The following is a 24,392-nucleotide window of genomic DNA, read 5'->3' as shown; positions in this document are numbered from 1 at the left end:
CCTATGGCAGCAATCTTCTTCATTCGTACTTTTATTACATGAAGAATATACAGCAATTTGACGTCGCCATAATAGGCGGAGCATCCGCGGGACTTACCGCCGCTTTAATACTCGGTCGCTCTATACGCAAAACAGTAGTATTCGACACGGGTGAACCTCGCAATAAGCCGGCAGCACATGCACACAATGTATTTACACGGGATGGTACATCACCATTAGAGTTACTTGACATCGGACGGGAACAACTGAAAGCATATCCTTCTGTTACCATAGCACAGGAGAGGGTGATAACTGCTGCGAAGGAAGATGGTGGTTTCAGACTGGAGACTTCATCAGGAGGAACATATGTGGCCCGGAAGGTGATTCTGGCTACAGGTGTAAAGGATATTCTTCCGGAGATAAAAGGAATAGATTCTTTATGGGGAAACAAAGTGATCCATTGCCCTTATTGTCATGGCTGGGAAGTGAAGAACACACCCATTGCATTGATCGGTAATGATGAAATGGCCCATCATGCGATTGCAATTATCTATAATCTGAATAAAGACCTGACCATCTTTACCAACGGTAAGTGTGCATTTTCCGCCGAACAGCAGGCGAAGTTACAGCAGCGGGGTATTGGTCTGATAGAAACACCGGTAGCGGCAATAGAAGATGAGGCAGATGGTATCAGGCTTATACTGGAAGATGGCACGGTGCATCACAGGCATGCGGCTTATGTCAGAGCTGCGCGTATACAGTTTCATACAGAGCTGGCGGTACAGCTGGGATGTGAATTGGAGGAAGCGGGTTCCATTAAAGTAGATGAATCCCAACAAACAACTGTACCGGGTGTTTTTGCGGCCGGAGATGTAGCACATCCTATGTTTCACCAGGTGATGGCGGCAACAGCCAGTGGGCTCAGGGCAGGTAGTATGTGTAACGGACAGATCACTGCGGAGGATTTTGAAAAATAGTTGTAGGTTTAACTATTTTAATGACTAACTTAGCGTGTGAAATCACCTGAAGAAATTGTTCATATAAAAGCATTAGGAGAGGCTGTATCGGTCGTAAGAGACTCCATGCGACATTTTGTGCAGCGCAGGTTGCGCGAACAGAATATCGACCTGACCTTTGAAATGCTCCAGGTTATCAGCACATTGATGGAACGCGGAGAGATCAACCAACAGGAGATTGCCAACTTATTGAACAAGGATAAAACAAGCATTACGTACCTGCTGGACAACCTTTCTAAAAGAGGGTTGGTGGTGAGAGTAGAAGATCCCACAGACAGAAGGAATAAAATTATACACATGACGGCAGCAGGCCGGGGAGTAACCGACCTGCTCATCCCCATCATACAGGAATTACATACAAAGGTCAGCAAAGGGCTGTCCGCAGATTACATTAGAAACGTAACCAGGTCATTATTAGTTATTAAAAGCAATCTCGAAGAAGAGTAGCTTTTTTTTGACCTAATAGTTGAATGTTTAACTAATAACAGTATCAAGATTTTGTTACATACAGTGTAACAGTTGTAGGTTTTAAGTAGTACACCGGGGTATTCTTATCCCGGTGTTTTCATTCATATAATATTCTGAGATATGTGAAAATGAGATGGTTTTAATAAAAAACCGCGATTTGTCCAATAAAATCCAGCTTTCGTACAGTGCGCATCCCGAATTCCTCTCTTACTTTTGTAATAGAAAAATATTTGATTACAGATAATGTAACAGTTGTAGGTTTAAGCAGCACACCGGAATAGTCCTATTCCGGTGTTTTTATTTTACATCTTCCCATTTCCAGTCCTTAATATCAGGCATATCTTCCAGGCATTCCCGGATGTATATACTGTGCATGCGTAGTTTATCTTCAAAGTGACTGATCACAAGATCACTTTTTTCCAGTGTTCGTTCTGTTCTTTGTATAGCGGCGATAGCCAGATGGAAGCGGCTTATTTTGTTCAGCACTACCATATCGAATGGTGTGGTGGTAGTCCCTTCTTCCATAAATCCTCTTACATGGAATCTTGCAGGATCAGGCCGTCCGTGTACCAGGTCGTGAATGATCCTCACATAGCCATGAAAGGCAAATATCACCGGTGCATCATCTGTAAACAGTTCAGTGAAAAGTGCTGCTTCCAATCCATGCGGATGATAATCCCTGGGGGAAAGCGACATCAGATCCACAACATTGACCAATCTCACCTTTAAGTCGGGAATATGCTTGCGAAGTAACCATGCGGCTGCAACAGTTTCCAATGTAGGCACATCACCAGCACAGGCCAGCACCACATCCGGTTTCTCCTGATTATCATTGCCTGCCCATTCCCATACAGAAGCTCCCTGTGCACAGTGTGCTGCCGCCTGGGCAATGTTCAGCCATTGTAAGGCTGGCTGTTTACCTGCTACCACAAGGTTGACATAGTTTTTACTTCTCAGGCAATGATCCATTACTGATAAGAGGCAATTGGCATCCGGCGGCAGGTAAATGCGAACGACGGAGCTCTTTTTATTCACGACGGTATCGATGAATCCCGGTCCCTGGTGACTGTAACCGTTATGGTCCTGTCGCCAGCTATGGGAGGTAAGCAGGTAGTTGAGCGAGGGCAGATCATTTCTCCAGGGGATTTCCAGGCACATTTTCAGCCATTTCGCATGCTGGTTGAACATAGAGTCTACAATGGTGACAAACGCCTCATAACAGGGGAATACGCCGTGTCTGCCGGTAAGCAGGTATCCTTCCAGCCACCCCTGACAAAGGTGCTCACTGAGTACTTCCATGACCCTGCCGTCAGGGGAGATGTGGTCATCACTGTCAAGTACCGGTTCCATAAAACAGCGGTCGGTAACTTCGAATACGGCATCCAGCCGGTTGGAGCTGGTTTCATCAGGACAGAACAGGCGGAAGTTGTTACTGTCAGCATTCAGCCTGAATACATCTCTCAGCATCTTTCCCAACTCTCTTGTACATTCTGCAATGGTAACTCCTGGCTCGGTAACTTCCACCGCATATAACGTAAAGTCGGGCATGTCCAGCGGCAGTACCGTCTTCCCTCCATTGGCATACGGATTTGCACCCATGCGTTTGTCGCCCGTCGGCGCCAGTTCCGCCAGTGAAGGTAGCAGGCTGCCATCTGCTGTAAAGTGTTTTTCCGGTTTATAACTATGCAGCCATTGCTCCAGTAAGGCCAGCTGGTCCTGGTCTTCCTTTACATCAGCCAGCGGCACCTGGTGGGAGCGGAAGGTACCTTCAATACGTTTCCCTTTCCACATCACAGGACCAGTCCATCCTTTGGGAGAACGTAATATGATCATCGGCCAGTGAAGGCGCTCCGGACGTTTTTTACCCTCCTTCGCATGCTGCTGTATCTCTCTGATCTGATCATAAGCGGTATCCAGCGCTACCACCATTTCCTGGTGGATATCGTTTGTCTCTTTTGCTTTTACAAACAAGGGCACGTAGCCATATCCGTTAAAAGGTGTAGCGAGTGTATTGTCTGACATACGTCCCATTACAGTGGGGCCGGATATTTTATACCCGTTCAGATGCAGTATTGGCAGGACTGCACCATCGCGTACCGGGTTGAGAAAACAATTGATTTTCCAGCTTCCTGCCAGTGGCCCGGTTTCTGCTTCCCCGTCGCCCACTACGCAGGCTGCTATAAGGTCCGGATTATCGAGTATAGCGCCCGCGGCATGGGCCAGTGAGTATCCTAATTCCCCGCCTTCATGTATAGAGCCGGGAGTATGTGCGCTCACATGACTGGGAATGCCACCGGGCGTGGAAAACTGACGAAGAAATTGTTTCATACCTTTCTCGTCCTGTGTGATATCAGGATAGGTATCTGTATAGGAACCTTCCAGGTAAGTGTTGGCCAGTACAGCAGGAGCACCGTGACCAGGTCCGCATACAAACAGGATGTTGGCATTGGTGTTCCTGATCAACCGGTTAAGATGTACATAGATAAAATTGAGTCCGGGAGAGGTGCCCCAATGGCCCAGCAGGCGAGGCTTAATATGATCGGGTAACAAGGGCTCTTTCAGTAGTGGGTTGGCTTGAAGATAGATCTGGGCGGCGGCTAGATAATTGGATGCTTCCCAGTAAGCATGAATGTCGTGTAGTTGTTCATGTGTGAGTGTTGCCATATTGAATGGTTTTATGTGACTGCAGGCATTGTTGTGTATGCTGCGCAATAATGAGTTCTTCGTTGGTCGCCATTACACGAACGGTGACCCGGTTGCCGATAGGAGAGATAATATCGTTCTTATCATTATTCAGAAAAGGATCTACTACAATACCCAGGTATTCAAGTCCATCACAGATCCTCTCCCTGATGACAGGTGCATGTATGCCGATACCACCGGTAAATACCAATGTATCAATGCCGCCGGCAGCGGCTGTTAATGCCCCGATGTATTTCTTTGCCTGGTAGCAGAATAGCTGGATGGCGTCAGCGGCATTGGGATCTTTGGCTTCCTGCTCAAGTAAGGTCTGGATATCAGATGCGGTACCGGAAACGCCTTTTAATCCGGATTGTTTGTTGAGCAGTTCGTTCAGCGCTCTTTCACTGATGAAATGTTTTTCCTTCAGCAGATAGAGGATCACTCCCGGATCGAGATCACCTGAGCGGGTACTCATTACCAATCCGCCGGTAGGCGTTAATCCCATTGTTGTATCCAGGCTTCTGCCATCCTTTATCACGGCCATACTGGCGCCATTACCGAGATGGGCAATAACGATCCTGCCGTTGGCTTCCTGGGGCGCCACTTGCGTCAGTTGTTGATAAATGTACTCATATGATAGTCCATGAAAGCCATACCTGATCACACCATCATTCCATAACTTCCTGGGAATGGCAAAATGCCTGGCGGCAAAAGGCATGTCTTTGTGAAATGCTGTATCAAAACAGGCTACCTGCGGCGTACCTGGATAAGCATTTTCAAAGGCGCGTATCGCCTGTATTTCTGCCGGTAAATGCCCCGGCGCCAACGGGATCAGTGTGTCGAATGTTTGCAGCAGATCGGCTGTGATCAGTTCGGGGAGATAATGCTCCATGCCTCCCTGTACCATCCTGTGGCCAATAGCATAAATAGCGTAAGGACTGTAACTCTCTTTCAGCAGTTCAAGCAGGAATATGATAGCTGCATCGAGGTCGGCAATAGGTTGCGTTACGCGCTCCTCATGACCGGCTCTATCCATCAGCCGGATACTGCTTTCTCCGCCAATATCCTGGATGTTTCCCTGGCTGATCAGCCGTAAGTCAGCCAATTCAAAAAGTGCAAATTTGAGGCTGGAAGAGCCACAATTGATGGTTAAAATAACAGGAACCTGATTATCCATATCCGTTGTGTTTGTTCTGGCACAAAATTTTAACAGTATATAACCATAAATCAATTGTATGCCAGATCATATTTCAGCGCCGTTCATCCCGGTGCAGTACACGGGAGAGGAAACGGAAACGTCCGCGGAAAGGCAGGCCGGCGATGAACAGGCCGCTATTGCAATTTTTGAGCGTGCTGTCGGCAGGTTGCAGAATGTTAATGAGTGGGGAAAATTATGTGGAGCTTTATCTTCAGAATTTCAGCTGGTGGATAAACTGGGAGAAGAAGTAGAGGCCCCTGCCAACGTAGGGATGTATATGCGCATTGACATACCTGGTCCGGGCAACAGTGTTGGTAAGGGCTACGACTGGGTATTGATAGAGCAGATGGAAGATGTGCGGTTGAACGACCGGCAACAGGTCTTTTTTATAAGAGCCAGGCCCACAGGTCATCCCTTACAGAAGCATGCCGGTACGGCGCATTTCCTGCGTGATGAAGCCACCAGCTCATTTGTGATCACCAGGGACGGGGAAGAGGTGACGGCTACCGTATATGGCAGGAATGAGCTGCCCAATACGGACGCGCAGGAAACAAAGGATAAGATCCGTAATGCCGTGATCGGGGCAGGAGGGGCTATTGGTATTTCGAAATTACAATGGAAGGCGCTGGTGAAATCACTGTTAGAGGATTAATATGTTGTAAACCCATATTCTCAAAATCTACGCTCAGTACTCCAAAAATGGCTGATCAGACCTGATATAATACTATTATTTATTTCAGAAACTCTTGCTTACCAGGAATATACACAATCCAGTATTTGTATACTCCTTGTAAGGGCTTTACCATGCTGCATTCGGTGAGATAACCCATATATAACCCATATATAAGCCATATATGACCCATATATAACCCATATTTATAGAGATATGGGTTATATATGGGTCATATATGGTTAGAGGATGATTTATCTATGAGTTACAATAGAGAACCGACCGATATCAGATCCCTTTCAGCAGCCTGTACCGAGCGAAGGATCAGTGAAATTGAAGTAAGCGGCAATAAAAAAGCCGCCTCATCCATTTGAGACGGCTTGCTTTTTATCGTTGTTGAAGCACTATTCCTTGTATCCCGGGATATAGACCTCGCCGGTTATTTTATCCATATAACCTCTTGTGCCGCTGGCTATCTGCACCAGCAATGCCTGGCGGTTCACATCTTCGTCAATGACACGTGCCAGGACCGGCTTTTTCAGTTCTTTCATGGATTCGGCAGGTATTACACCCACCCTGTTGCCCACTTTCGTTTCTACGAAGGCATAGTGCCCAATGTTATCTTCCCTGTAGGTCACATCGTCATAGATCAGAGGAATGAGCACGTTACCTTTCATATCAATTACACCGGCCTTGCCATTTTTCACCGCTTTGATCTTACCGGGATATTTTGCCAGGTTAGCACGATAGGACATATACTCCAGCGTTGTGTATCCGTTGATGTCGGTACTATCCAGCACTTTAGGCTGCTGGAAGATGCGTTCTTCCAATGTAATTCTCCACTTTTCATTTGCCAGTTTATACAGGTGCAGATCTTTTTTGGTGTCATCTTTCAGTCCGCCTTCAGTGGAAGTTTTATCCATGTCATCTTCCACTTTCTTCGCTGCTTTAGCCACAGCTGCGGATACCTGTTTGCCTTTAACGTCGAAATACACTACGCGTTCATCGTCGGTGGTAGCTTTGATGAGGTCTTGTGTACCATCAGAAGCGCCCTTTATTTCACTATATGTTGCAGGGATGATCTCTCTGCCGGTAAGGGCTTCGACTACACCGTATTTATCACTGATGTTGACGATCACGAAATCCTTTAATGATTTTTCATCAAAGAATTCTGCGTCGTCGTATGGGAATTTCTTAGAGACTGGTTCACCGGTGGCCATATTTACAATGCCCACAGCACCTTCTTTTTTAGCGAGCAGCAGGTTAGCTGTTTTAGACATTGGCGTCATACCCGGCAAATCAAATAAAAGGGTTCCTTTTTGTTTGCCGGTAGACGGATCCAGCAGGATATATCCTTTCTGCACTTTAGCGATAGCCATGCCATTGGGAGAAATAAAAGGAATATCACTATAGGAGCATGGATATACAATTCTGCCGGAAGAATGGATCACGCCCACTTTTTTATTATTCTCAACCCGGGCGTATTCACCTTCAAACAGGTGGATACTGTCGAACTGAGGTTCCATCACAACCGCATGTTTTTTATTGGTAAGACCCCATTTATTCTTTTCTGCATAGGGATACAGACCGTCCTGGGCATTGCACCAAAGACTGATCAGGAGAACAGGTAGGAAAAAGATGGTTTTCATAAAGTATAGGATTGGTGTTATGGCAAATATAAAGTTTTTATGAATATATTTAGCTTCTCTTTAATGTGTTGTTGGTATGTTAAAGAGTAGAAGGTATATTTGCGCCCGGAATACAGCAAATGAAACATCTATCCGCTTTCACAGGATGGGTAAGCCAGGTAATAAAAACTGTACAAATGAGAATTAGCGAACAGGCGTTATTAGTAATTGAGCAATTGAAACAGGCCGTTAGCGATACAGAAGTAGGAAGCATCATCTCTGCATTTGCAGACAATACAGCGAACAACAGAATATATTTTGAGCGGCTGGAAACCCTCATTGAGAACATCTCTCCGTTGGAATGCAACAGCCAGCAATGGCGTAATTTCAGGATTGCCCGTATCAGCATAGGCCGGCTGTTCACGCTGGAAGCAGTAAGCGCCTGATGTGCTTTATTGCCGGAAGGCGGCCAGGATATGCCTGATCATATCGTCCATGGATTTATTTTCTATCCATCTTACTACCGCAACCAATTCATGACCCGGGTCTACGTAGATGAGGTTTGTGCCGTTACCGATATGTACAAATGCATCTGCAGGGGCACTGGGAAGTAACTCCTTTCCTGTATTCAGGAACCAGTTCATATACCCGTATGTAGGTTTTGCTGTAGTAGGTGTAAGGGATTGTTTCACCCATTGTTCGGAGATCAGTTGTTTTCCGTTCCAGTTGCCTCTGTGTAATGTGAGCAGGCCGAAACGGGCCATATCGTAGGCATGGATGAACATACCGCCTCCCCAATGTCCGCCGCCGCTGACAGATTGTACGGCAGTGCCATCCAGCACTATCCAGGAATTGCGGTAGCCATTCCATCTCCAGGTATCAGAGGCGCCAATTTCGTCCATGATATTTGCCTTCAGCACCTGTGGCAATGGTTTACGCCATACGCTGGTGGCAGCAAGGGCCAGGGCATTTACTCTTACGTCGTTATATTTCCATACAGTGCCGGGTGTATTTCGCTTGCGTGTCATCCATTCTAACGCATTTCCTTCCGGCCTGTCAGCCCAATCGGGTTTGCCCCATAGTGTGCCTTCCCAGTCGCTCGTTTGCCTTAACATGACATCCCAGGTCAGTGTACTGTTATGCGAACCGGCAAACGGATATAACAACTGTGGCTGACCCAGTTGTTCTGCGCCGGGACCTATGGCAGCCGGATTATATATTTCGATGGGAGGTACATAATGCGACACGGTATCCTGTACGCTGCGAATAAGACCTTTATCTACTGCCAGTCCTACTACCACAGAGAGAAAACTTTTGGTAACGCTGTGTGTCATGTCAACGCGGGTGGGTTCACCCCATTCTGCCACGATATAACCTTTGTATACAATCACGCCGGTAGCATCTCCTCTTGTAGAAAAAGGTCCGACACCCGCGCTGAAAGGCTCTTTTCCAAAACTCAGGGCCTGCGCGATCTCCATATTGCGCGGTGCTTTTGTTTCATTGTCTTTCGCAAATTGTACGGCAGCTGCCAGTTTTGCAGTGTCCAGTCCCATGTCGGCAGGAGAACGATGCTGCCAGACATCTTTCGTAGGAAAATAAACAGCATTTTTACTGGTCTTCGACTGTGCAGAAAGCAGTGTGGTAGTGCTTAACAACAGGAGGGAAAGTAACAGGTGTTTCATACAGGTAAGATAGTGATCTTTCCGATATGTTATATATCGTTAAAACACTGGGTGATTGGCGATATATGGTTACAGTGTCATCTTGGCATTGTTTTAACTATTTGCTAATCAGTTTGTTAATGTATGGAACACTTTTTAGTATAGAGAACAGCTATGGCATCTGAACGGTTCCTTTTGCCTGTTGAACAATACTTCCTGCCTGTTCAACAACAACTGTAGCTTAAAGATTGTATGTCACGTAATTTGAGTTTATAAACAACAGATAGTAAAAAAGATTAACCGGCTAAGACTATGAAAAATGATCACATGCACGCGCTCATTCTGGAGAATTATGGCGACCCGTTTGTATATGCGCAAATAAACAGGCCCAGACCAGATTATGGTGAAGTATTGGTAAAAGTAAAGGCCAGTGGTTTAAATCCGCTGGACGCGAAAATTAAGGCAGGTCAGGCAGAACTCATAGAGCAGCCATTACCTGCAGTTTTGGGAATTGATATGGCGGGCATCGTAGTGGAAGTCGGTGAAGGTGTAACAGGTTTTGCTCCCGGCGATAAGGTGTATGGCATGACCGGCGGTGTAGCGGGATTACAGGGCTCTCTGGCAGAGTATGTGGCAGTAGATGCGGAGCTGATTGCCAGGAAACCGGTCAACCTCACTATGCGCGAAGCGGCTGCGATCCCACTGGGATTTATTACCGCCTGGGAAGGACTGGTAGATAAGGCGAAAGTATATGCCGGACAGAAAGTGCTTATACACGGCGGTTCCGGCGGCGTAGGGCAGATGGCGATACAGATTGCATGTGCACTTGGCGCAGATGTATATGCTACTGATAATGACGGGAAGAAATCGGTAGTTGAATGGCTGGGCGCTACATTTATCGACTATGACGCCATGAGTGTGGCTGAATATGTGGATAAGTACACCCGTGGCGCTGGTTTTGACATTGTTTTTGACACGGTAGGCGGTGCTACGCTGGATGCATCTTTTGAGGCGGTAAAGCCGAATAACGGACATGTGATCAGTTCTCTTGGATGGGGTTCGCATAGCCTGGCTCCATTGTCTTCCAAAGGTGCTACGTATTCGGGTGTCTTCACATTACTGCCAATGCTGACGGGAATGGGAAGGGAGCACCACGCTGCGATCTTAAGGGAAGCAACGAGAATGGCGGAAGCAGGTCAGATCTTGCCGCTGCTGGATCCACGTCACTTTCACCTGCAGACGGCAGAACAGGCGCATACGCTGATCGTGAACCGTAGCGCGACAGGTAAGATTGTGGTGGAGATATAAAGTCACTCAGGGATTATTAATAAGGGATCAGGTGCGATAATCTTCGTGCCTGATCCCTTTTTTTGGGGCTGGGGGCTATGAATATGGGACCGGGAGGAAATTCGTTACGTTCCCGGGGTTATCACCCCAACAATGGGACTCCTACGGAGTCCTATTGTTGGGGTGATTAAAATTGATCCAGGTTTTACGGTATTTAGCTTAGTGCATCATGAAAGATGATACCTAAAGTGTGTCTGTGGCCGTTATGTAAAGGGCTAACCCCATGTTTCATATTTACCCGGTAGTACCCACGGCTGCCTTTTGCTGGTCTGAAGTTGGTCGTAAACAGCAGCATATCGCCTCTTTTAGGTTGTAGTACGTTGGCTTTGGATTGTGCCCTGGGGATCTGTTCTGTCAGTACAAATTCTCCGCCTGTATAATCTTCTCCCGGCTCATTCAGGAATAGTACCGCTTGCATCGGGAACCATACATCACCATAGAGGTCCTGGTGTAAAGTATTGAATCCGCCGGCGCCATATTTTAATATCAGGATGGTAGGTTTATCCTGCCCCTTTTCGCGGCACTGTTGTTTCAGTTCCTCATGCACACCCGGAAACCGCTGATCTATCTGTAATACCTCCATCCATTTATTGGCAATGGGCGCCAGGTGGCTGTATACGGTCTCCCTGATCTGTGTAATGAGATCTGGCAGGGGATACCGGAAGTATTTATATTCTCCCGCACCGAAGCGGTAGCGTTCCATAGAGATCGTTTTACGATAAGTATTATCGGCATTATAGGCACTGATCAAATCCAAACATTCTTTCTGATTGAGTACTCCACTGATGAGGGCGTATCCCTGCTCGTGCATATGAGTGCTTACTTGTTGCCAGTCCTGCGTTTGCAAGCGTTCTGTAATAGTCTTCATGTCCTGTTTTCTGACAAAATTAGGGTAGGGGGCAGGCCTGGAAAACCCGGAACTTGCTTTTCCGGGGAGGGGGATTGTTTGAATTTTACAAGTATCAGTTTGTTTCGTGTAACAGCCGGGATAAACAGCCGGTGTAAATTTGTAGCAGGACTGATGAATATTGCCGGCCTGGAATTACCCCTGATAGTTCAGATCATTTATTAAGTTAATCATGTAACACATGCACACACAAACCTTGGAAGAATTTTACCAGAGCAAGACGATCGAGGTGCCCGCTAATCTGAAGCAGGAAGTGGGACATTTTAATGTATTTACGCTGGAGGACCATATGGGTGAAAACGCGCCCCGTTATAGTCGCAAGGCATTTTATAAAGTAGCATTGTCCCGCGGACATGGTTTTTATCATTATGCGGATAAGACGACAGAAGTGTCTGGCACTACGCTGATGTTCTTTAATCCGCAGGTTCCTTACACCTGGCATTCCTTATCCAAAGATATGACCGGCTTCTTTTGCATTTTTAAGGAAGGCTTTTTCACAGAGAGAATGCGGGGTAGTATTAGTGATTTTCCCATGTTTGCACCGGGAGGTAAACCGGCCTATTTTCTCAATGAAAAACAGGACGCGGAGGTAAGTGCCATTTTTGAGAAGATGGTGGAAGAAATTGGGTCTGACTATGTATATAAGTATGATCTGCTGACAAACTATTTAACGGAGATCATTCATTATGCATTGAAATTATCTCCTTCAGAGAAAGTGTATCATCACAGTGATGCAAAATCACGTATTACTTCTGTATTCACAGAGTTGCTGGAGCGGCAGTTCCCGATCGAGTCACCCAATCAGCGTTTTGAATTACGTTCTGCCAATGATTTCGCACGGCAGTTATCTATTCATGTGAATCATCTGAACAGAGCTGTAAAGGAAACTACTGGTCGTACTACTACTGAACATATTTTTGAACGCCTGGCTAGTGAAGCCAAGACATTGCTGAAGCATACAGACTGGAATATTTCGGAGATCAGCTACTGCCTTGGATTTGAGGAGCCCACACACTTTAATAAGTTCTTCAGGAGATTGGTGTCTACCACACCATCTGCGTATAGATCGGTAGAGATTTAACCGGGTGTTTGAAAAAGACAAGTATCACTTTGAAAGGTATAATGAGCGCGCCTGTTAGTCGCAGTAACTTTGTATCAAACAAAAAAAACTATGGAACAGAAAAAAGTTTGGTTCGTAACAGGTGCCTCTAAAGGATTAGGGCTCTCTATTGTAAAACAGTTACTGGCAAAGGGATTCCCTGTAGCAGCAACATCAAGAAGCGTAGATGCGTTGAGCAAAGCAGTAGGTAGTGATAACAATTTCCTTCCGCTCAGTGTAGAGCTTACTTCAGAAAAAAGTGTAGCAGCTGCTGTAGATGCAACTGTGGATAAGTTTGGTCGTATAGACGTTGTAGTGAATAATGCAGGATATGGTTTGGCAGGAGCAATTGAAGAGTTGACAGATGAAGAAAGCCGTGAAAACTTTAATGTGAACGTTTTCGGTGTATTGAATGTGATCAGGAAAGCCTTACCTTATCTGAGAAAACAAGGTTCCGGGCATATTATCAATATTTCTTCCATTGCCGGATTCATTGGTACTTTTCCTGGTTTTGGCATCTATTGCGCTACCAAGTTTGCGTTGGATGGTTTAACAGAGGCATTATCTACAGAAGTGAAGCCATTGGGTATACATACAACAATTGTAGGTCCCGGATATTTCAGAACAAACTTCCTGGCATCGGATTCATTGGTTACACCAAAGAATGTGATTGAAGAGTATGCGAACGTTCGCGAAGCACAGCATACACACCAGAATGCATACAATGGTAACCAGCCTGGAGATCCTGAAAAAGGTGCAGCTGCTATTATCCGTATTGCAGAAGAACAACAGCCGCCTTTACATTTATTCCTGGGAGAAGATGCGTATAACCTGGCTTACAGCAAGATGGAAGCAATAAAGAACGAACTGGAAAGCTGGAAAGAACTGACAGTATCAACAGGTATTGAGGCGTAAGCAGCATTATCATTAACAAATAATATGTTGCTTTATGGCAGATCGGGGAAGGTTTTACAGGCAGGGCGCCGACAATGTGAAAGATGGGATGAAACATTTTGATGTATTAAGATGGGAGGATGTGGTACAATCAGAGCCAAGGCCTGTAAAAGCTTATCGCCCGGACTATTATAAGATTGGTCTGATAAGAGGACATAACCTTTGCCGTGATACTGACAGGAGTATTAATATTTCAGGAGCGGCGTTAGTCTTTTTCAATCCGCAGGCGCCTTATGTATGTGAATCATTGTCGGATGATCAGACAGGTTTCTTATGCATATTCAGGGAACCATTTTTTACAGAGAGGATGAAGGAGAATATCAGCAGGTTACCTATGTTCATGGCCGGTGGAGAACCCTTTTGTTTTCTGACAAAAGAACAGGAGAAGGTGGTGAGTGGGATCTTTGGTCGCATGTTGGACGAGTTGTCGTCAGACTATCTGTATAAATACGATCTGCTAAGGAATTATGTTACGGAGTTAATTCATTTTGCACTTAAAAAGAAGCGTACAATGGAAGATAATAACAAATACGTAGGCATGTGGGTAACTGCTGATGGATATATCCGTCATGAGCTATTGCCAGGCGGAAGATACGATGAAGCAAGAGGGAACAGGAAGAGTGCGTACCAGGGAAGTTACAGGCTTACAGGAGATCATATCGATTATAAAGATGATACAGGATTTATAGCAGACGGTGATTTTCGTGACGGAGTACTTTATCATGCAGGTATGATACTTTACAGAGAGGAAAAGAGATCTTAGCACAATAGAACAATCGACGACCGGGCGGGTATCAGTAATATGATATCCGCCTTTTTATTTGGTGTACTTTTGTACAACCCAAAATGATTGTTTATGGAATGGAAAAATGAAATGACAGGACTATTGAAGATTGATTATCCTGTTATACAGGCTCCGATGCTGGGTGTGACAACTCCGGAGATGGTAGCAGCTGTAGCGGAACAGGGTGGATTAGGCTCTTTGCCTGTTGGCGGTTTATCGCCTGACAGGACGAAGGAGCTCATTCATAAGACTAAATCGATCACCGGAAAACCATTCGCGGTAAATCTGTTTGTTAATGAGGTCCCGGAATACAGGCGTGAGGATGCGGAAGCGATGCAGAATTTCCTTGAAAAGTTTAGTGCAGAGAACCAGTTAGTATTTGAGCGGCAGTCGTTGGACGCGTTACGTTTTTATAATTATCGTGAACAGGTGGAAGTATTGATATCTGAGAACATCCCAGTGATCAGTTTTACGTTTGGAATACCTGATGAAGAAATTATAAGGGCTTTCAAACAACAGGGTATTGCGTTAGTAGGAACGGCCACTTCTGTGAAAGAAGCTGTTTTATTGGAGAAGGCAGGAGTAGATGCAATAGTGGCGCAAGGGATAGAAGCAGGAGGACATAGAGGTAGTTTCCTGGATGATGAGCCACTGCCGCAGGTGAGCACTTTTGTATTGGTGCCTGAGGTGGTGAGCCGTATAGGTAAGCCGGTAATTGCGGCGGGAGGTATCAAGAGTGGGGTGACTATCAAAGCTGCATTTCAACTAGGCGCAAAGGCGGTGCAGGTGGGTACGGCTTTTATCGCAAGTAATGAGAGTCTGGCGTTTCCCTCTTATAAAACTGCTTTGCAGAAAGCACAGGTGACTGATAGTGCGGTGACAAGGGCTTATTCAGGCAGATGGGCGAGGGGATTGAGGAATCAATTCATGGATGCCGTGGAGGAGTCTGGGTTGACTATTCCGCCGTATCCGATACAGAATATTCTTACAGCAGGTTTGAGGGCCAAAGCACAGCAGGCGGACCGGAAAGAGTTCACTAATTTATGGGCTGGTCAGGCATCAGCGGGAGCAGAGAATCGTTCATCAGCAGATATTTTTTCCCGGCTGATAACGGAAACAGAAGCATTACACATTGTATAAATAAGTACGGAAATTTTTTTGAAATAAAAAGGCTTATTTATTTTGTACTGATTAGTACAGTATGTATCTTCGTATTGTAAATGATCACAAAATGGCTGGAAGACCGAAAATATTTGATGAGAGGGAAGTAGTAGAAAAGGCGGTGGATGTATTCTGGACGAAGGGATATGAAACCGCTTCTGCAGATGAATTGCTGGAGGCCATGGGGATAGGTAAGGGAAGTTTTTACCTGGCATTTAAAGGGGGAAAGAAGGAGTTGTATGAGAAATCATTAAGGCAATACGCTGACCGTTTTGACAAGCAATTATTGCATGATCTATCTATTAGCAAAGATCCTATTCAGCTGATTAAAGACTTCTTTATGGCCCTTGCAGACGATCCTAAAAGCAAACAGATGAAGGGCTGTTATATCGGGAATGCGTTGGTCCAGTTATCGGATGGAGATGCCGACACTAAACTGATTGCGGCTGAGTTGCTGGGAAGTGTGGAAGGCATTTTTACAGATGTGATCAGGAAGGCACAGCAGGAGAAACGGTTGAAGAATAAAGCGAAACCGGAAGTGCTGGGGAAATACCTGATCAACCTCTGGAATGGCGTGAATGTGACGAGGAGGAGTAATCCGGGATATGAAAATCTCAGGGAAGTGCTGGAGATGAGTCTGCAGGTGCTGCATTAAATTTTTTTTATTTCTTTTTGTACTAATTGGTACATAATAATATAAACAATTAAAATCTATCACAATGACACAGTCAACAATATTGGGTATTGATATCAACCGGGTGCAGTATAAAACGCTGACCATTGAAGGGCAGGAGATATTTTATCGTGAAGCGGGATCTCCGGACAAGCCTACGCTTTTGCTGTTACATGGTTATCCAACCTCTTCTTTTATGTTCCGTAATCTGATGATTGCGCTGGGAGATAAGTACCACCTGGTGGCACCGGACTATCCTGGTTTTGGTAACAGCAGCATGCCGTTGGTGAATGAGTTTGAATATACTTTCGACCATATGGCAGAGATCGTGGATCAGTTTATTACAGCGAAAGGACTGAAAAAATACAGTCTTTATGTGATGGATTATGGTGCACCTGTTGGTTATCGTATTGCGACTAAACATCCGGAGAAAGTGCAGGCATTGCTGGTCCAGAATGGTAATGCGTATAAGGAAGGGTTGTCTCCTTTCTGGGAACCACTGTATGCATTCTGGGCTGATCCTGAAAATGAAGAGAAGAGAAAGGTGGTAGCAGGGATGCTTTCTTTGGAGGGCACTAAATGGCAGTATCTGACAGGTGTTAAAGATCCCAGCAGGATTAGTCCTGATGCATGGCAGCATGATCAGAGTAAGCTGGACCGTCCGGGTAACGCGGATATACAGATGGCCATGTTTTATTCCTACCGGACAAACCCCGAGCATTATGCTGAATGGCAGAGTTATTTCCGTACTTATCAACCGCCAACGCTGATCACCTGGGGTGCAAATGACGAGATATTTCCTGCGAGCGGGGCGAGGGCTTATCTGAAGGATCTTCCTAGTGCGGAGCTGCATATACTTGATACAGGGCATTTTGCTTTGGAAGAGGAGGGGACGAAGATTGCTTCGTTAATAGACCGGTTCCTGGTGGCCAACGATATCCGCTAACCTATATTGTACCAGATAGTACACAACATCCTTCTTTCGTTTTCTTTACGGGAGGAGGATGTTACATTTATGATTTAAAATAAATTTGAAAAAAAATGGATGGCTTCGTTGGTTATTTGAAAACAAATCCTATCTTTGCAATCCCAACGAAAAAACAACGGGTTGTTGATCGGAGGGAAAGTTCTTCAATACAAGCGGAAGTAGCTCATTTGGTAGAGCACGACCTTGCCAAGGTCGGGGTGGCCGGTTCGAGCCCGGTCTTCCGCTCAGTACAAAGCTTCCAAATTGCCAGGCAGTTTGGATTTTTTGTTTACGGGATACCCAGGTGGTGGAATTGGTAGACACGCCGGACTTAAAATCCTGTTCTCCGCAAGGGGAGTGACGGTTCAACTCCGTTCCTGGGTACGAATTGAGATGTTATGATTTTTTAACATATCAAAAAGGTGAAAAGCCTATCCATTGGATGGGCTTTTTTTATTGTATTTCAGACACTTACGAGTGTTCAATTTTCTCCCATTACAGTAAATATTCATTTTAGCCTACTTTGAACCCATTTTTATAATGATTTCATTATCAGATAGATATGAGTTCAATATCCCGTCCAGGTAAAAAAATACGTAATCAATTGATAATTAATTAAGTATAAAAAAAACATTGTCTTCCTTTCCTGAACGGATATACGATTTCTGTGCCCACAAAAGTCTCGCAACTTTTATAGCAGGAGGCATATTGAATTCGCATACCATTACATTTAGATTTGCCACATGATAATTTTACCCCTCTCATAAAGGGAGTGATATGGTTACTTCTCGTTTTGGGACAAAGGGTGTTTTAACCTGTGCTTTCGCTCAGAGTGGTTCAGGCAGGTAATAGCCTTTTCGCGGCGGATTGCTAATAAGCAAATGTCTCCTTTAAAAGACGGATCCAAAGTCTCCATAAACAAGGAAATTACCCGTATATATAATTGCGGTCAATTTATTGAGCGGCTATAATGAACAAAGAGCGTTTCCAAGTAAGACCTACTTTGTGCCAGTCTATATTTGGTTATGGTTCTTTCGAAGAAAACGCTCAAGTAGTTTACCTGAACGGTTTGTTTTGAACAACCACTGCTTTTGGATGTTAACCTGGTATTAACGTTGGATTTGGCGAGGAATTTTTAAATTCGAATTGCTTTTCTACTTGATTTAATTGACTTTAGAGCATATACTATACTATAGTTTAGCCGCAAGATTTACCGAAAGAATTTTTTATTAGCGTTTATTATAATTGAAGTTTAGCAATCCTCACTATTTACCGGCAAATAAATGAACTAAAGGAGTTTCGAATTCTTTTTTTGGCAGATACCTGCTGAAGTGGCTGATAATGGGAATGTAGCCGCATGGGGGAAGTATATCTACTTCACTGGTGATACTGTATCATCATGCCTTAAAAATGTTGTGAGATAATGCACTTGTCCAGCATATTGTTCGGGATCTATTAACCACTTTAGATACAGGAACGGGTAGTCTCAATACCTATACATCCTAGGAATGTATTGTAGCAGGTAATTAGGAATCCCATATTTGATAAAGTGTAAGCCTCCAAAAATATATTGATGCTGTAAGTAATGCATATAAAAATGGTGTTAAGTTACAGACGAAGTGGTATTGGCCGAAGAAATGAGCCAGTGAAATGAGCAGGCCACGGCAGATATTCTCCAAAGATACTTGGGGGGTGAGTCGAGTCATGGGTGGTTCAAAGCAGCATAACCTTATATAAGATTCTCTAGAAGACACAACAAATTCCCTGTTATGAAAATTTATTTTCATTCAAGTCTATTTATTTTCCTTGCGTTCTTTTCAATTATAGACTGTTTTGGGCAAAAGGGTAACAGCCTATCATTGGCTGCGATATCTTTTTTAAACCCTTCAGGGGTGGGTGGACATTTAGGTACTGCAGGAATTGGTCTTGCTGGGCAAAATAGAGTCAGAGGCGGAAGAATAGCAAAGCCGGATGGAAACGTGGGGGTCTATCTTGGACTAGGAGATCCTTATAAATACATTGGGGTAGGCGCAACCGTAAACATCTTTGGACTGTCCAATACTTATGGCAGCATAGGAAATCTCGGCGAAGGAGGTCTCGATATATCCATTAACAGATTGTTTCTAAAAGTTCTTTTCTTAAAGTTGGGTGTATGTAATATAACGAACTGGCGCGTTGAAAAACACGCAATTCCAGTACAGAAAAGTTATTTTGGTACCGGGACAGTATTTTTTAGATCAGAAAAAAAAGCATTTGGAGAGCCGTTTAGCTATATAGCCTTCACCGCGGGCGCTGGAAATGGTCTATTTCGAAAAGACAATGATTTAGACCTTAATAATAGCGGTCATTTCAATCCTTTTGTGAGTGTTGCTTTTCCTATTTTCAGAAAAAATAACGTCATCGTTGAATGGACTGGTTATGATATTAGCACCTGTATATCTTCAAGTATCTTATTCTTCAAAAAGGTTCCAATTCTTATCAATTTACAAGCGACAGATTATGTTTTACAACCTATGCGTTTTGGAGTATCGATTGGTTATTACTTCAATTATCTAAAAACTCATCAACATGACAAAAAGAAAAATTATGAAAAATAGTCCAATTTGTTTTTTGAGTTTGGTATTTTTCCTGGGTACTTGGAATGCTTGTGAAACAACTCAATGGGGCGCGAATAACCCTACCCTGACCAAAGACCAAATTGAATGGGCACAATATAGACAAGATGACCATGACTGGGAAATTGAAACAACAACTAATGTGGGAAAATTAAACAACCCTGGTTACATTCCGCGAAAGCGTCCAACGCCGCCGAAATCTGAAGAACCTGCATGGTATCCAGGGAAGCCTGGGTCTTCTGGGTATCAAGAGTTTCCAACTACAACTACATTAACAAGAAATTAGGATTCAAATATCAGGTGCACCTGTGAGTCATCTTAGCAGTAGCGGTATTTCAAACGTTAATAGCAGTTACTAGGCTAGGGAAAAGCATAATAAGAAATCCGTCAGCAATTATCTAAAAATTTAAGACAGCAAACATAACATTGGATCGAAATGGGATGAGATTACAAGCATCCCAAATCCTTAGAAAAGATGCTGAGAAGAGGTAGCCTTTGCGGATAAGCCTTTAAGTGACTATTTCTTGATTTATGACCTACATTAAATCAATGGCCTTCAGAGTATTTTTTGGTTGGATGGCGATTAAAATGGTACGGTAAACTTAGTGAAAATTGACATGAAATTGTCGTTTATGGGTTTTCCGACGGTGCCTAGGTTTAGTTTTTCTTCGTTTTACTAAGTTTTTGAATTTGTTTCAAATTTGCTTCTGCTGCTATGTAAAAGTTGATATCTAGTACTTTGTTGAGTTCTAGGTCGGAAATGAACGACAAAATAGGAATATATGTCAAGTTGATTGGGTTAAATATTTTAACTTTGGAATTAACTCAAGATCCGGGCAATATGCTAATATGATCTGTTATTTGATTTTACTTGCCGAGCCAGAATTTTCTATTGTTAATCCAGTTATTCCCAACATCATACTTATTGCACCATACCGTTTTCTGCAGAGTAATACCCGAGTCCTGCACACAATTTTTTAGGAGGTCAGCCTGGTGAAGTCTAGTGATATTATGAGATAATGCTAAGCATATATGATGTGTGGACAGCAGGCCATCTTCCCAGAGAAAGCCATGTCTGAAAATAAGTCTTGAAAGAGCCAGTTTTTGAAATGGATCTAACAGATTGTAAATGTCATGAATGCAACTCAGGTTTTCCAAAAACGCTCCCACTACCTGAAATTGCACATCAATGTTTTCCTCCAGATCCTCTATATGTTTTTCCTGTTGCGTGCGATCAATGTTATATCTTTTAGACCACTTATCAAAAGTCTTGTAATCAAGGCGCTTTTCTATATAGGATTCTTCGAGTGATTCCATCCGGTCGTCCAGCTCTTTGAGCATACTTTTCCTTGCATTTATCTGCGCTTTGTCATCTTCCATTGATATTTCCAACTTTGTGCGCACCTGGTTATTTAGATATATTAATTGCTGAGGTGTTAGTTTTAATAAGGTTAATATCTTCTCATACTGATCATGAATTTTTCTGCCTGGCACGTTTGGCGCAGGGTGATTTATACAATGGTAGTACAGATAATACTGCCTTTGGCCTTTACTCCAACCAGCGGTCATATACTTACCGCAATGGCATCTCAATAAGCCCTTTAATGAAAATTCCCTGTTAAGTTTAAGCTTTGGTCGCTTGGTGTCATTCAACAGCTCTTGTACACGCCAAAAGTCAGCTTCCTCTATTACCGTTTCGTGTAGTGCCTTTACGTATTTGAGGTGTCCGGTTTCAGTCTTTATCGGAATAAGTCCGGCATAAACGCAGTTACCTAATAATCGTTTGACAGAATTGTGTCCCATCAGATAGTAGCCTGCTTGTTGTGCATGGTGGGTTATCTCTTTAAAAGACAGGCCGCAGAGATAATCGGTAACAATATTGCGAACTATTTTGGCTTCACTTTCTTCAAGAAGCAATGTTCCTTTTCCCAAAATATCCCGGGTATTGCGATAGCCGAATGGCGCCTTGTTGATGAATCTCCCGGCTAATTTTGCTGTTCTAATACCCCTTTTGGTTCTGGATTTTATATTCAATAATTCGGCATTGGCCGTAGTATATTTGGATGCTCGGTTGATAAATGTTGTAGGATTTGAGAGGTCAATATCTAGGGGTTCATCAACAGATACGACCTTGATTCCGTATTTGTTTTTCAGTGTGTTGATTTTTAACAGCGCTTTCGAAAGATCTCTACTGAACCGGTCATGTTCCATGACAATCAGATACTGGATTTGCCCTTTGTTCCTTTTTATGAAGGCTTCTAATAATTTGAAATCTATTCTGTTGAAGGTGCTACTTGACTGACCATTGTCTCTAAATAGATCGACAAGTTCGAGGTCATGTTTGGCGCAGTATTCTCTTATGGCTATCTCCTGAGCCTCAAGAGAATAGCAGGACTGGTCTTTGACGCTCAGACGCATATATCCGACCGCTTTCATAACCATATTGCTTACCTTTTTATCGGGTGGAAAAAAGGTTTTCAGTCGTAAGGTACCATTTACAGTTGTGCTAAACTTCTAGTATTTCGTATTTCAAGGGCCGCAGTAGTAAATGTGGCAAATGAATGAAAAAGTTACTCACTTTCATAGAGGAAAGGTTTGAATCCAATACCATTTTCACAGTAGTTAGACAATTCCTATCCATGTGGTACACTGGATATGGATATATTATTATCTTTGTTCATATTTAGATTAAAATACCTATGCGACTAATACGACTAGTTTCCTTCCTTTGCTTTGTGACTGTACTTTGTTTTAGTTCATGCCAAAAGAAAGAAAATCAGATACTGATTGTTACGAAAGACTCACTTCGGGTGAGTTTCTGGTCAGGTGTGGATTCGGTAAAGATATTAACAAATGATAGCTGGGAAATAAGCGGAAGTGAATCATGGTTGCGTATTCTTTCTCCAACTTCCGGGATAGGTAATGCAACTGTTTCTTTCCGATATGATGTGAATCTAGGGTGGTATGGTATGCGTACAGCGACTTTGTTAATAAAATCTGCTGGCAGGACAGTGACATTTAGGATTATACAAGATCAGTCTTATTTGAAAGCGAGTGCCACACTTTTGGCAGGTGGTGGTGGTTCGTCGCAAGATGAATATAACGGACCGGATGGCCATTTGGATGGTATAGGGTCCGAAGCATCATTCGGCTCCTTACGTGGGCTTGAAGTTGATAATCAAGGGAATTTGTATGTCGTGGATGTAAAAAAGGTCAGAAAGATTACGCCAGAAGGAGTAGTTACAACGATGCCTGGATTGTATCCAAGTCCATATAATCCCACGGGTCCTAACGATAGCTGGAACAATCCGGGAGATGTCATTGTGGATAAACAAGGTAATATGTATGTCTCCGACCGCAATGATAATGCTATTTATAAACGTACGCCATCAGGCGTAATTAGCCTGCTTGCTGGAGGAAACGCAATCCCCAACCCTGGATTTGCAGATGGAAATGGCGCTTCAGCGAAGTTTAATTGCCCTTTGACCATGGTTATGGATAGCCAGGGAAATATTATTGTTAATGATGAACTTAATTACAGAATACGTCGTATTACCCCATCAGGAGACGTTACAACAATAGCTGGACAAAGCTGGTTTGGTTTTACTGATGGGCCAAGAAATTTCGCGTCTTTCCATCTCATACAGAGTGAGACAGTTGATTCATTAGACAATGTCTATGTTGCAGATTGGGGTAACTCAGCGGTTAGAAAGATTACGCCTGATGGAACGGTAAAGACATTGGTCTCCGGACGTGGTGCATGGGATGGACCATTGTTACAAGCTACCATAGAGGAACCTACAGCAATTGCTGCAGATAAAAAAGGGAATGTCTTTGTTTTTGACAGAGGGCACAAAATAAGGATGATTTCTGCGAAGGGGATGGTGTATACATTGGATGTTAATCGTAATTTCGGCTACTGCGAAAATGGGCTTATAGTGGGGCCGGACAATACACTATACATAGCGGATCAGAGCCATTGGAGAATTTACAAAATAACGATAGATAAGATGCCTGAATTTTGAACAGTTGTTTACTGTTACCCCCAGGAGTTTTTCTCTTTAAATGCGTCGATACTACCAGCATCTATTTTGTTTACTATTATGAGCATTGCCATCTCTTGTCTGAGATTATGGCAGTATATGCCGTGCAATGACGCAATAAAGAGATAAGTGTGAGAAATATACTTAGCGCCGATACACTTTTTAAACGGTCATGGTGGTTTGCTGCGGATTGATGTAAATATTTGATCCATAGTAGGTAATGGCTAATGAGTGTTATGTTGTGAACTTAGGTGTGACCGCATTCAAATATGTGATTTGCAGCGATTTGAAGAACTATTGCGAAACTATGAAAGACGGTGTTTCAGAGTTTTACCTGTATCCTCTATTAATTCGACTGACAGCCATAAAGAAGAGCAAACGTAAAGTGAAATAATAAGGAAGCCCTCGGCAGTGTCGGGGGCTTTATTCATAATGGTTAGCTAAAGTTACCGAATAGGTTTTTGGACACCATATATACTGCCAAAAGTAGGCGGGGAAAGAAACGGTACAGAGTAAAGGGAAACGTTTGCCTGATCTGTA

At 43.7% G+C, this 24,392-nt stretch carries 20 protein-coding genes and 2 tRNA genes; 16 read left to right on the top strand and 6 right to left on the bottom strand.

The window, feature by feature from the left end; genetic code table 11:
• The first annotated feature begins 38 nt into the window (after positions 1-38).
• Positions 39-956, top strand: coding sequence for an NAD(P)/FAD-dependent oxidoreductase (locus BLR32_RS29310; RefSeq protein WP_089837419.1), 918 nt, complete (start codon positions 39-41; stop codon positions 954-956).
• 36 nt (positions 957-992) lie between these two features.
• Entirely contained in the window at positions 993-1,442 is a 450-nt protein-coding gene (locus tag BLR32_RS29305; RefSeq protein WP_089837417.1) for a MarR family winged helix-turn-helix transcriptional regulator, read from the top strand.
• Positions 1,443-1,760: 318 nt separating this feature from the next.
• Here BLR32_RS29305 and BLR32_RS29300 read toward each other — a convergent pair whose 3' ends face one another.
• Positions 1,761-4,127, bottom strand: a complete 2,367-nt coding sequence (locus tag BLR32_RS29300) for a phosphoketolase family protein (RefSeq protein ID WP_089837415.1) — start codon at positions 4,125-4,127, stop codon at positions 1,761-1,763.
• Complete coding sequence (locus BLR32_RS29295) at positions 4,108-5,322, bottom strand: acetate/propionate family kinase (protein WP_089837413.1); 1,215 nt, start codon at positions 5,320-5,322, stop codon at positions 4,108-4,110. Before BLR32_RS29295 ends, BLR32_RS29300 begins: the two co-directional genes overlap by 20 nt.
• Before the next feature lie 58 nt (positions 5,323-5,380).
• Between BLR32_RS29295 and BLR32_RS29290 the strand changes: the two genes are divergently transcribed.
• Complete coding sequence (locus BLR32_RS29290) at positions 5,381-5,995, top strand: hypothetical protein (RefSeq protein WP_089837411.1); 615 nt, start codon at positions 5,381-5,383, stop codon at positions 5,993-5,995.
• A 422-nt stretch (positions 5,996-6,417) separates the two neighbouring features.
• Here BLR32_RS29290 and BLR32_RS29285 read toward each other — a convergent pair whose 3' ends face one another.
• Positions 6,418-7,662, bottom strand: coding sequence for a WG repeat-containing protein (locus BLR32_RS29285; RefSeq protein ID WP_089837409.1), 1,245 nt, complete (start codon positions 7,660-7,662; stop codon positions 6,418-6,420).
• 176 nt (positions 7,663-7,838) lie between these two features.
• On the opposite strand from BLR32_RS29285, the gene BLR32_RS29280 reads away from it, so the two are divergent.
• Positions 7,839-8,087 carry a hypothetical protein gene (locus tag BLR32_RS29280; RefSeq protein ID WP_143011638.1) on the top strand — a complete coding sequence of 83 codons (249 nt, stop codon included), beginning with the start codon at positions 7,839-7,841 and terminating at the stop codon, positions 8,085-8,087.
• A 6-nt stretch (positions 8,088-8,093) separates the two neighbouring features.
• Here the strand turns inward: BLR32_RS29280 and BLR32_RS29275 are convergent, their stop codons facing one another.
• On the bottom strand, positions 8,094-9,323 hold the full coding sequence (locus BLR32_RS29275) for a serine hydrolase domain-containing protein (protein WP_089837406.1): 1,230 nt from the start codon (positions 9,321-9,323) through the stop codon (positions 8,094-8,096).
• A 291-nt stretch (positions 9,324-9,614) separates the two neighbouring features.
• Here BLR32_RS29275 and BLR32_RS29270 point away from each other — a divergent pair, with 291 nt between their 5' ends.
• The gene (locus tag BLR32_RS29270; RefSeq protein WP_089837404.1) at positions 9,615-10,610 is read left to right on the top strand and encodes a zinc-dependent alcohol dehydrogenase family protein; all 996 of its coding nucleotides are present in this window, start codon (positions 9,615-9,617) and stop codon (positions 10,608-10,610) included.
• Positions 10,611-10,803: 193 nt separating this feature from the next.
• On the opposite strand, the gene BLR32_RS29265 is transcribed toward BLR32_RS29270, so the two are convergent.
• Positions 10,804-11,517: a 2OG-Fe(II) oxygenase gene (locus tag BLR32_RS29265; RefSeq protein ID WP_089837402.1), complete on the bottom strand. Its 714-nt coding sequence runs from the start codon at positions 11,515-11,517 to the stop codon at positions 10,804-10,806.
• Positions 11,518-11,737: 220 nt separating this feature from the next.
• Here BLR32_RS29265 and BLR32_RS29260 point away from each other — a divergent pair, with 220 nt between their 5' ends.
• The 10 genes from BLR32_RS29260 (at position 11,738) to BLR32_RS29215 (ending at position 20,095) form a co-directional block, all read left to right on the top strand.
• A complete protein-coding gene (locus tag BLR32_RS29260) occupies positions 11,738-12,637 on the top strand; it encodes a helix-turn-helix domain-containing protein (RefSeq protein WP_089837400.1) in 900 nt (299 codons plus the stop codon).
• A gap of 90 nt (positions 12,638-12,727) precedes the next feature.
• Entirely contained in the window at positions 12,728-13,570 is an 843-nt protein-coding gene (locus tag BLR32_RS29255) for an oxidoreductase (RefSeq protein ID WP_089837398.1), read from the top strand.
• A gap of 34 nt (positions 13,571-13,604) precedes the next feature.
• Positions 13,605-14,372 (top strand): Atu4866 domain-containing protein, encoded by a 768-nt coding sequence (locus BLR32_RS34460; protein WP_245705549.1) that lies wholly within the window; start codon positions 13,605-13,607, stop codon positions 14,370-14,372.
• A 93-nt stretch (positions 14,373-14,465) separates the two neighbouring features.
• Positions 14,466-15,533, top strand: a complete 1,068-nt coding sequence (locus tag BLR32_RS29245; RefSeq protein WP_089837396.1) for an NAD(P)H-dependent flavin oxidoreductase — start codon at positions 14,466-14,468, stop codon at positions 15,531-15,533.
• Positions 15,534-15,624: 91 nt separating this feature from the next.
• Complete coding sequence (locus BLR32_RS29240) at positions 15,625-16,209, top strand: TetR/AcrR family transcriptional regulator (protein WP_089837615.1); 585 nt, start codon at positions 15,625-15,627, stop codon at positions 16,207-16,209.
• Positions 16,210-16,273: 64 nt separating this feature from the next.
• Positions 16,274-17,173 carry an alpha/beta fold hydrolase gene (locus BLR32_RS29235; protein WP_089837394.1) on the top strand — a complete coding sequence of 300 codons (900 nt, stop codon included), beginning with the start codon at positions 16,274-16,276 and terminating at the stop codon, positions 17,171-17,173.
• A gap of 194 nt (positions 17,174-17,367) precedes the next feature.
• Positions 17,368-17,440: transfer RNA gene (locus BLR32_RS29230), tRNA-Gly, on the top strand.
• A 52-nt stretch (positions 17,441-17,492) separates the two neighbouring features.
• Positions 17,493-17,578 (top strand) — tRNA-Leu (locus BLR32_RS29225).
• A gap of 1,385 nt (positions 17,579-18,963) precedes the next feature.
• Complete coding sequence (locus tag BLR32_RS29220; RefSeq protein ID WP_089837393.1) at positions 18,964-19,791, top strand: hypothetical protein; 828 nt, start codon at positions 18,964-18,966, stop codon at positions 19,789-19,791.
• Complete coding sequence (locus tag BLR32_RS29215) at positions 19,763-20,095, top strand: hypothetical protein (protein ID WP_143011637.1); 333 nt, start codon at positions 19,763-19,765, stop codon at positions 20,093-20,095. Before BLR32_RS29220 ends, BLR32_RS29215 begins: the two co-directional genes overlap by 29 nt.
• A gap of 581 nt (positions 20,096-20,676) precedes the next feature.
• Here BLR32_RS29215 and BLR32_RS29210 read toward each other — a convergent pair.
• Entirely contained in the window at positions 20,677-22,251 is a 1,575-nt protein-coding gene (locus tag BLR32_RS29210) for a recombinase family protein (protein WP_089837389.1), read from the bottom strand.
• A gap of 257 nt (positions 22,252-22,508) precedes the next feature.
• On the opposite strand from BLR32_RS29210, the gene BLR32_RS29205 reads away from it, so the two are divergent.
• Entirely contained in the window at positions 22,509-23,834 is a 1,326-nt protein-coding gene (locus tag BLR32_RS29205) for a hypothetical protein (protein WP_089837388.1), read from the top strand.
• The last annotated feature ends 558 nt before the right edge of the window (positions 23,835-24,392 follow it).

The sequence above is a fragment of the Chitinophaga filiformis genome, assembly GCF_900102545.1.
GTDB classification, from domain to species: Bacteria; Bacteroidota; Bacteroidia; order Chitinophagales; family Chitinophagaceae; genus Chitinophaga; species Chitinophaga filiformis.
The sequence above is the reverse complement of the archived record's forward strand: the minus strand, read 5'-3'. Positions and strand labels throughout refer to the sequence as shown.

Coding starts and splice junctions, on each gene's coding strand:
- BLR32_RS29240 (WP_089837615.1), top strand. CDS start 15,625: ATGGCTGGAAGACCGAAAATATTTGATGAGAGGGAAGTAGTAGAAAAG.
- BLR32_RS34460 (WP_245705549.1), top strand. CDS start 13,605: ATGGCAGATCGGGGAAGGTTTTACAGGCAGGGCGCCGACAATGTGAAA.
- BLR32_RS29245 (WP_089837396.1), top strand. CDS start 14,466: ATGGAATGGAAAAATGAAATGACAGGACTATTGAAGATTGATTATCCT.
- BLR32_RS29295 (WP_089837413.1), bottom strand. CDS start 5,322: ATGGATAATCAGGTTCCTGTTATTTTAACCATCAATTGTGGCTCTTCC.
- BLR32_RS29205 (WP_089837388.1), top strand. CDS start 22,509: ATGCGACTAATACGACTAGTTTCCTTCCTTTGCTTTGTGACTGTACTT.
- BLR32_RS29215 (WP_143011637.1), top strand. CDS start 19,763: ATGACAAAAAGAAAAATTATGAAAAATAGTCCAATTTGTTTTTTGAGT.
- BLR32_RS29255 (WP_089837398.1), top strand. CDS start 12,728: ATGGAACAGAAAAAAGTTTGGTTCGTAACAGGTGCCTCTAAAGGATTA.
- BLR32_RS29265 (WP_089837402.1), bottom strand. CDS start 11,517: ATGAAGACTATTACAGAACGCTTGCAAACGCAGGACTGGCAACAAGTA.
- BLR32_RS29235 (WP_089837394.1), top strand. CDS start 16,274: ATGACACAGTCAACAATATTGGGTATTGATATCAACCGGGTGCAGTAT.
- BLR32_RS29300 (WP_089837415.1), bottom strand. CDS start 4,127: ATGGCAACACTCACACATGAACAACTACACGACATTCATGCTTACTGG.
- BLR32_RS29290 (WP_089837411.1), top strand. CDS start 5,381: ATGCCAGATCATATTTCAGCGCCGTTCATCCCGGTGCAGTACACGGGA.
- BLR32_RS29270 (WP_089837404.1), top strand. CDS start 9,615: ATGAAAAATGATCACATGCACGCGCTCATTCTGGAGAATTATGGCGAC.
- BLR32_RS29260 (WP_089837400.1), top strand. CDS start 11,738: ATGCACACACAAACCTTGGAAGAATTTTACCAGAGCAAGACGATCGAG.
- BLR32_RS29280 (WP_143011638.1), top strand. CDS start 7,839: ATGAGAATTAGCGAACAGGCGTTATTAGTAATTGAGCAATTGAAACAG.
- BLR32_RS29310 (WP_089837419.1), top strand. CDS start 39: ATGAAGAATATACAGCAATTTGACGTCGCCATAATAGGCGGAGCATCC.
- BLR32_RS29285 (WP_089837409.1), bottom strand. CDS start 7,662: ATGAAAACCATCTTTTTCCTACCTGTTCTCCTGATCAGTCTTTGGTGC.
- BLR32_RS29210 (WP_089837389.1), bottom strand. CDS start 22,251: ATGGTTATGAAAGCGGTCGGATATATGCGTCTGAGCGTCAAAGACCAG.
- BLR32_RS29275 (WP_089837406.1), bottom strand. CDS start 9,323: ATGAAACACCTGTTACTTTCCCTCCTGTTGTTAAGCACTACCACACTG.
- BLR32_RS29220 (WP_089837393.1), top strand. CDS start 18,964: ATGAAAATTTATTTTCATTCAAGTCTATTTATTTTCCTTGCGTTCTTT.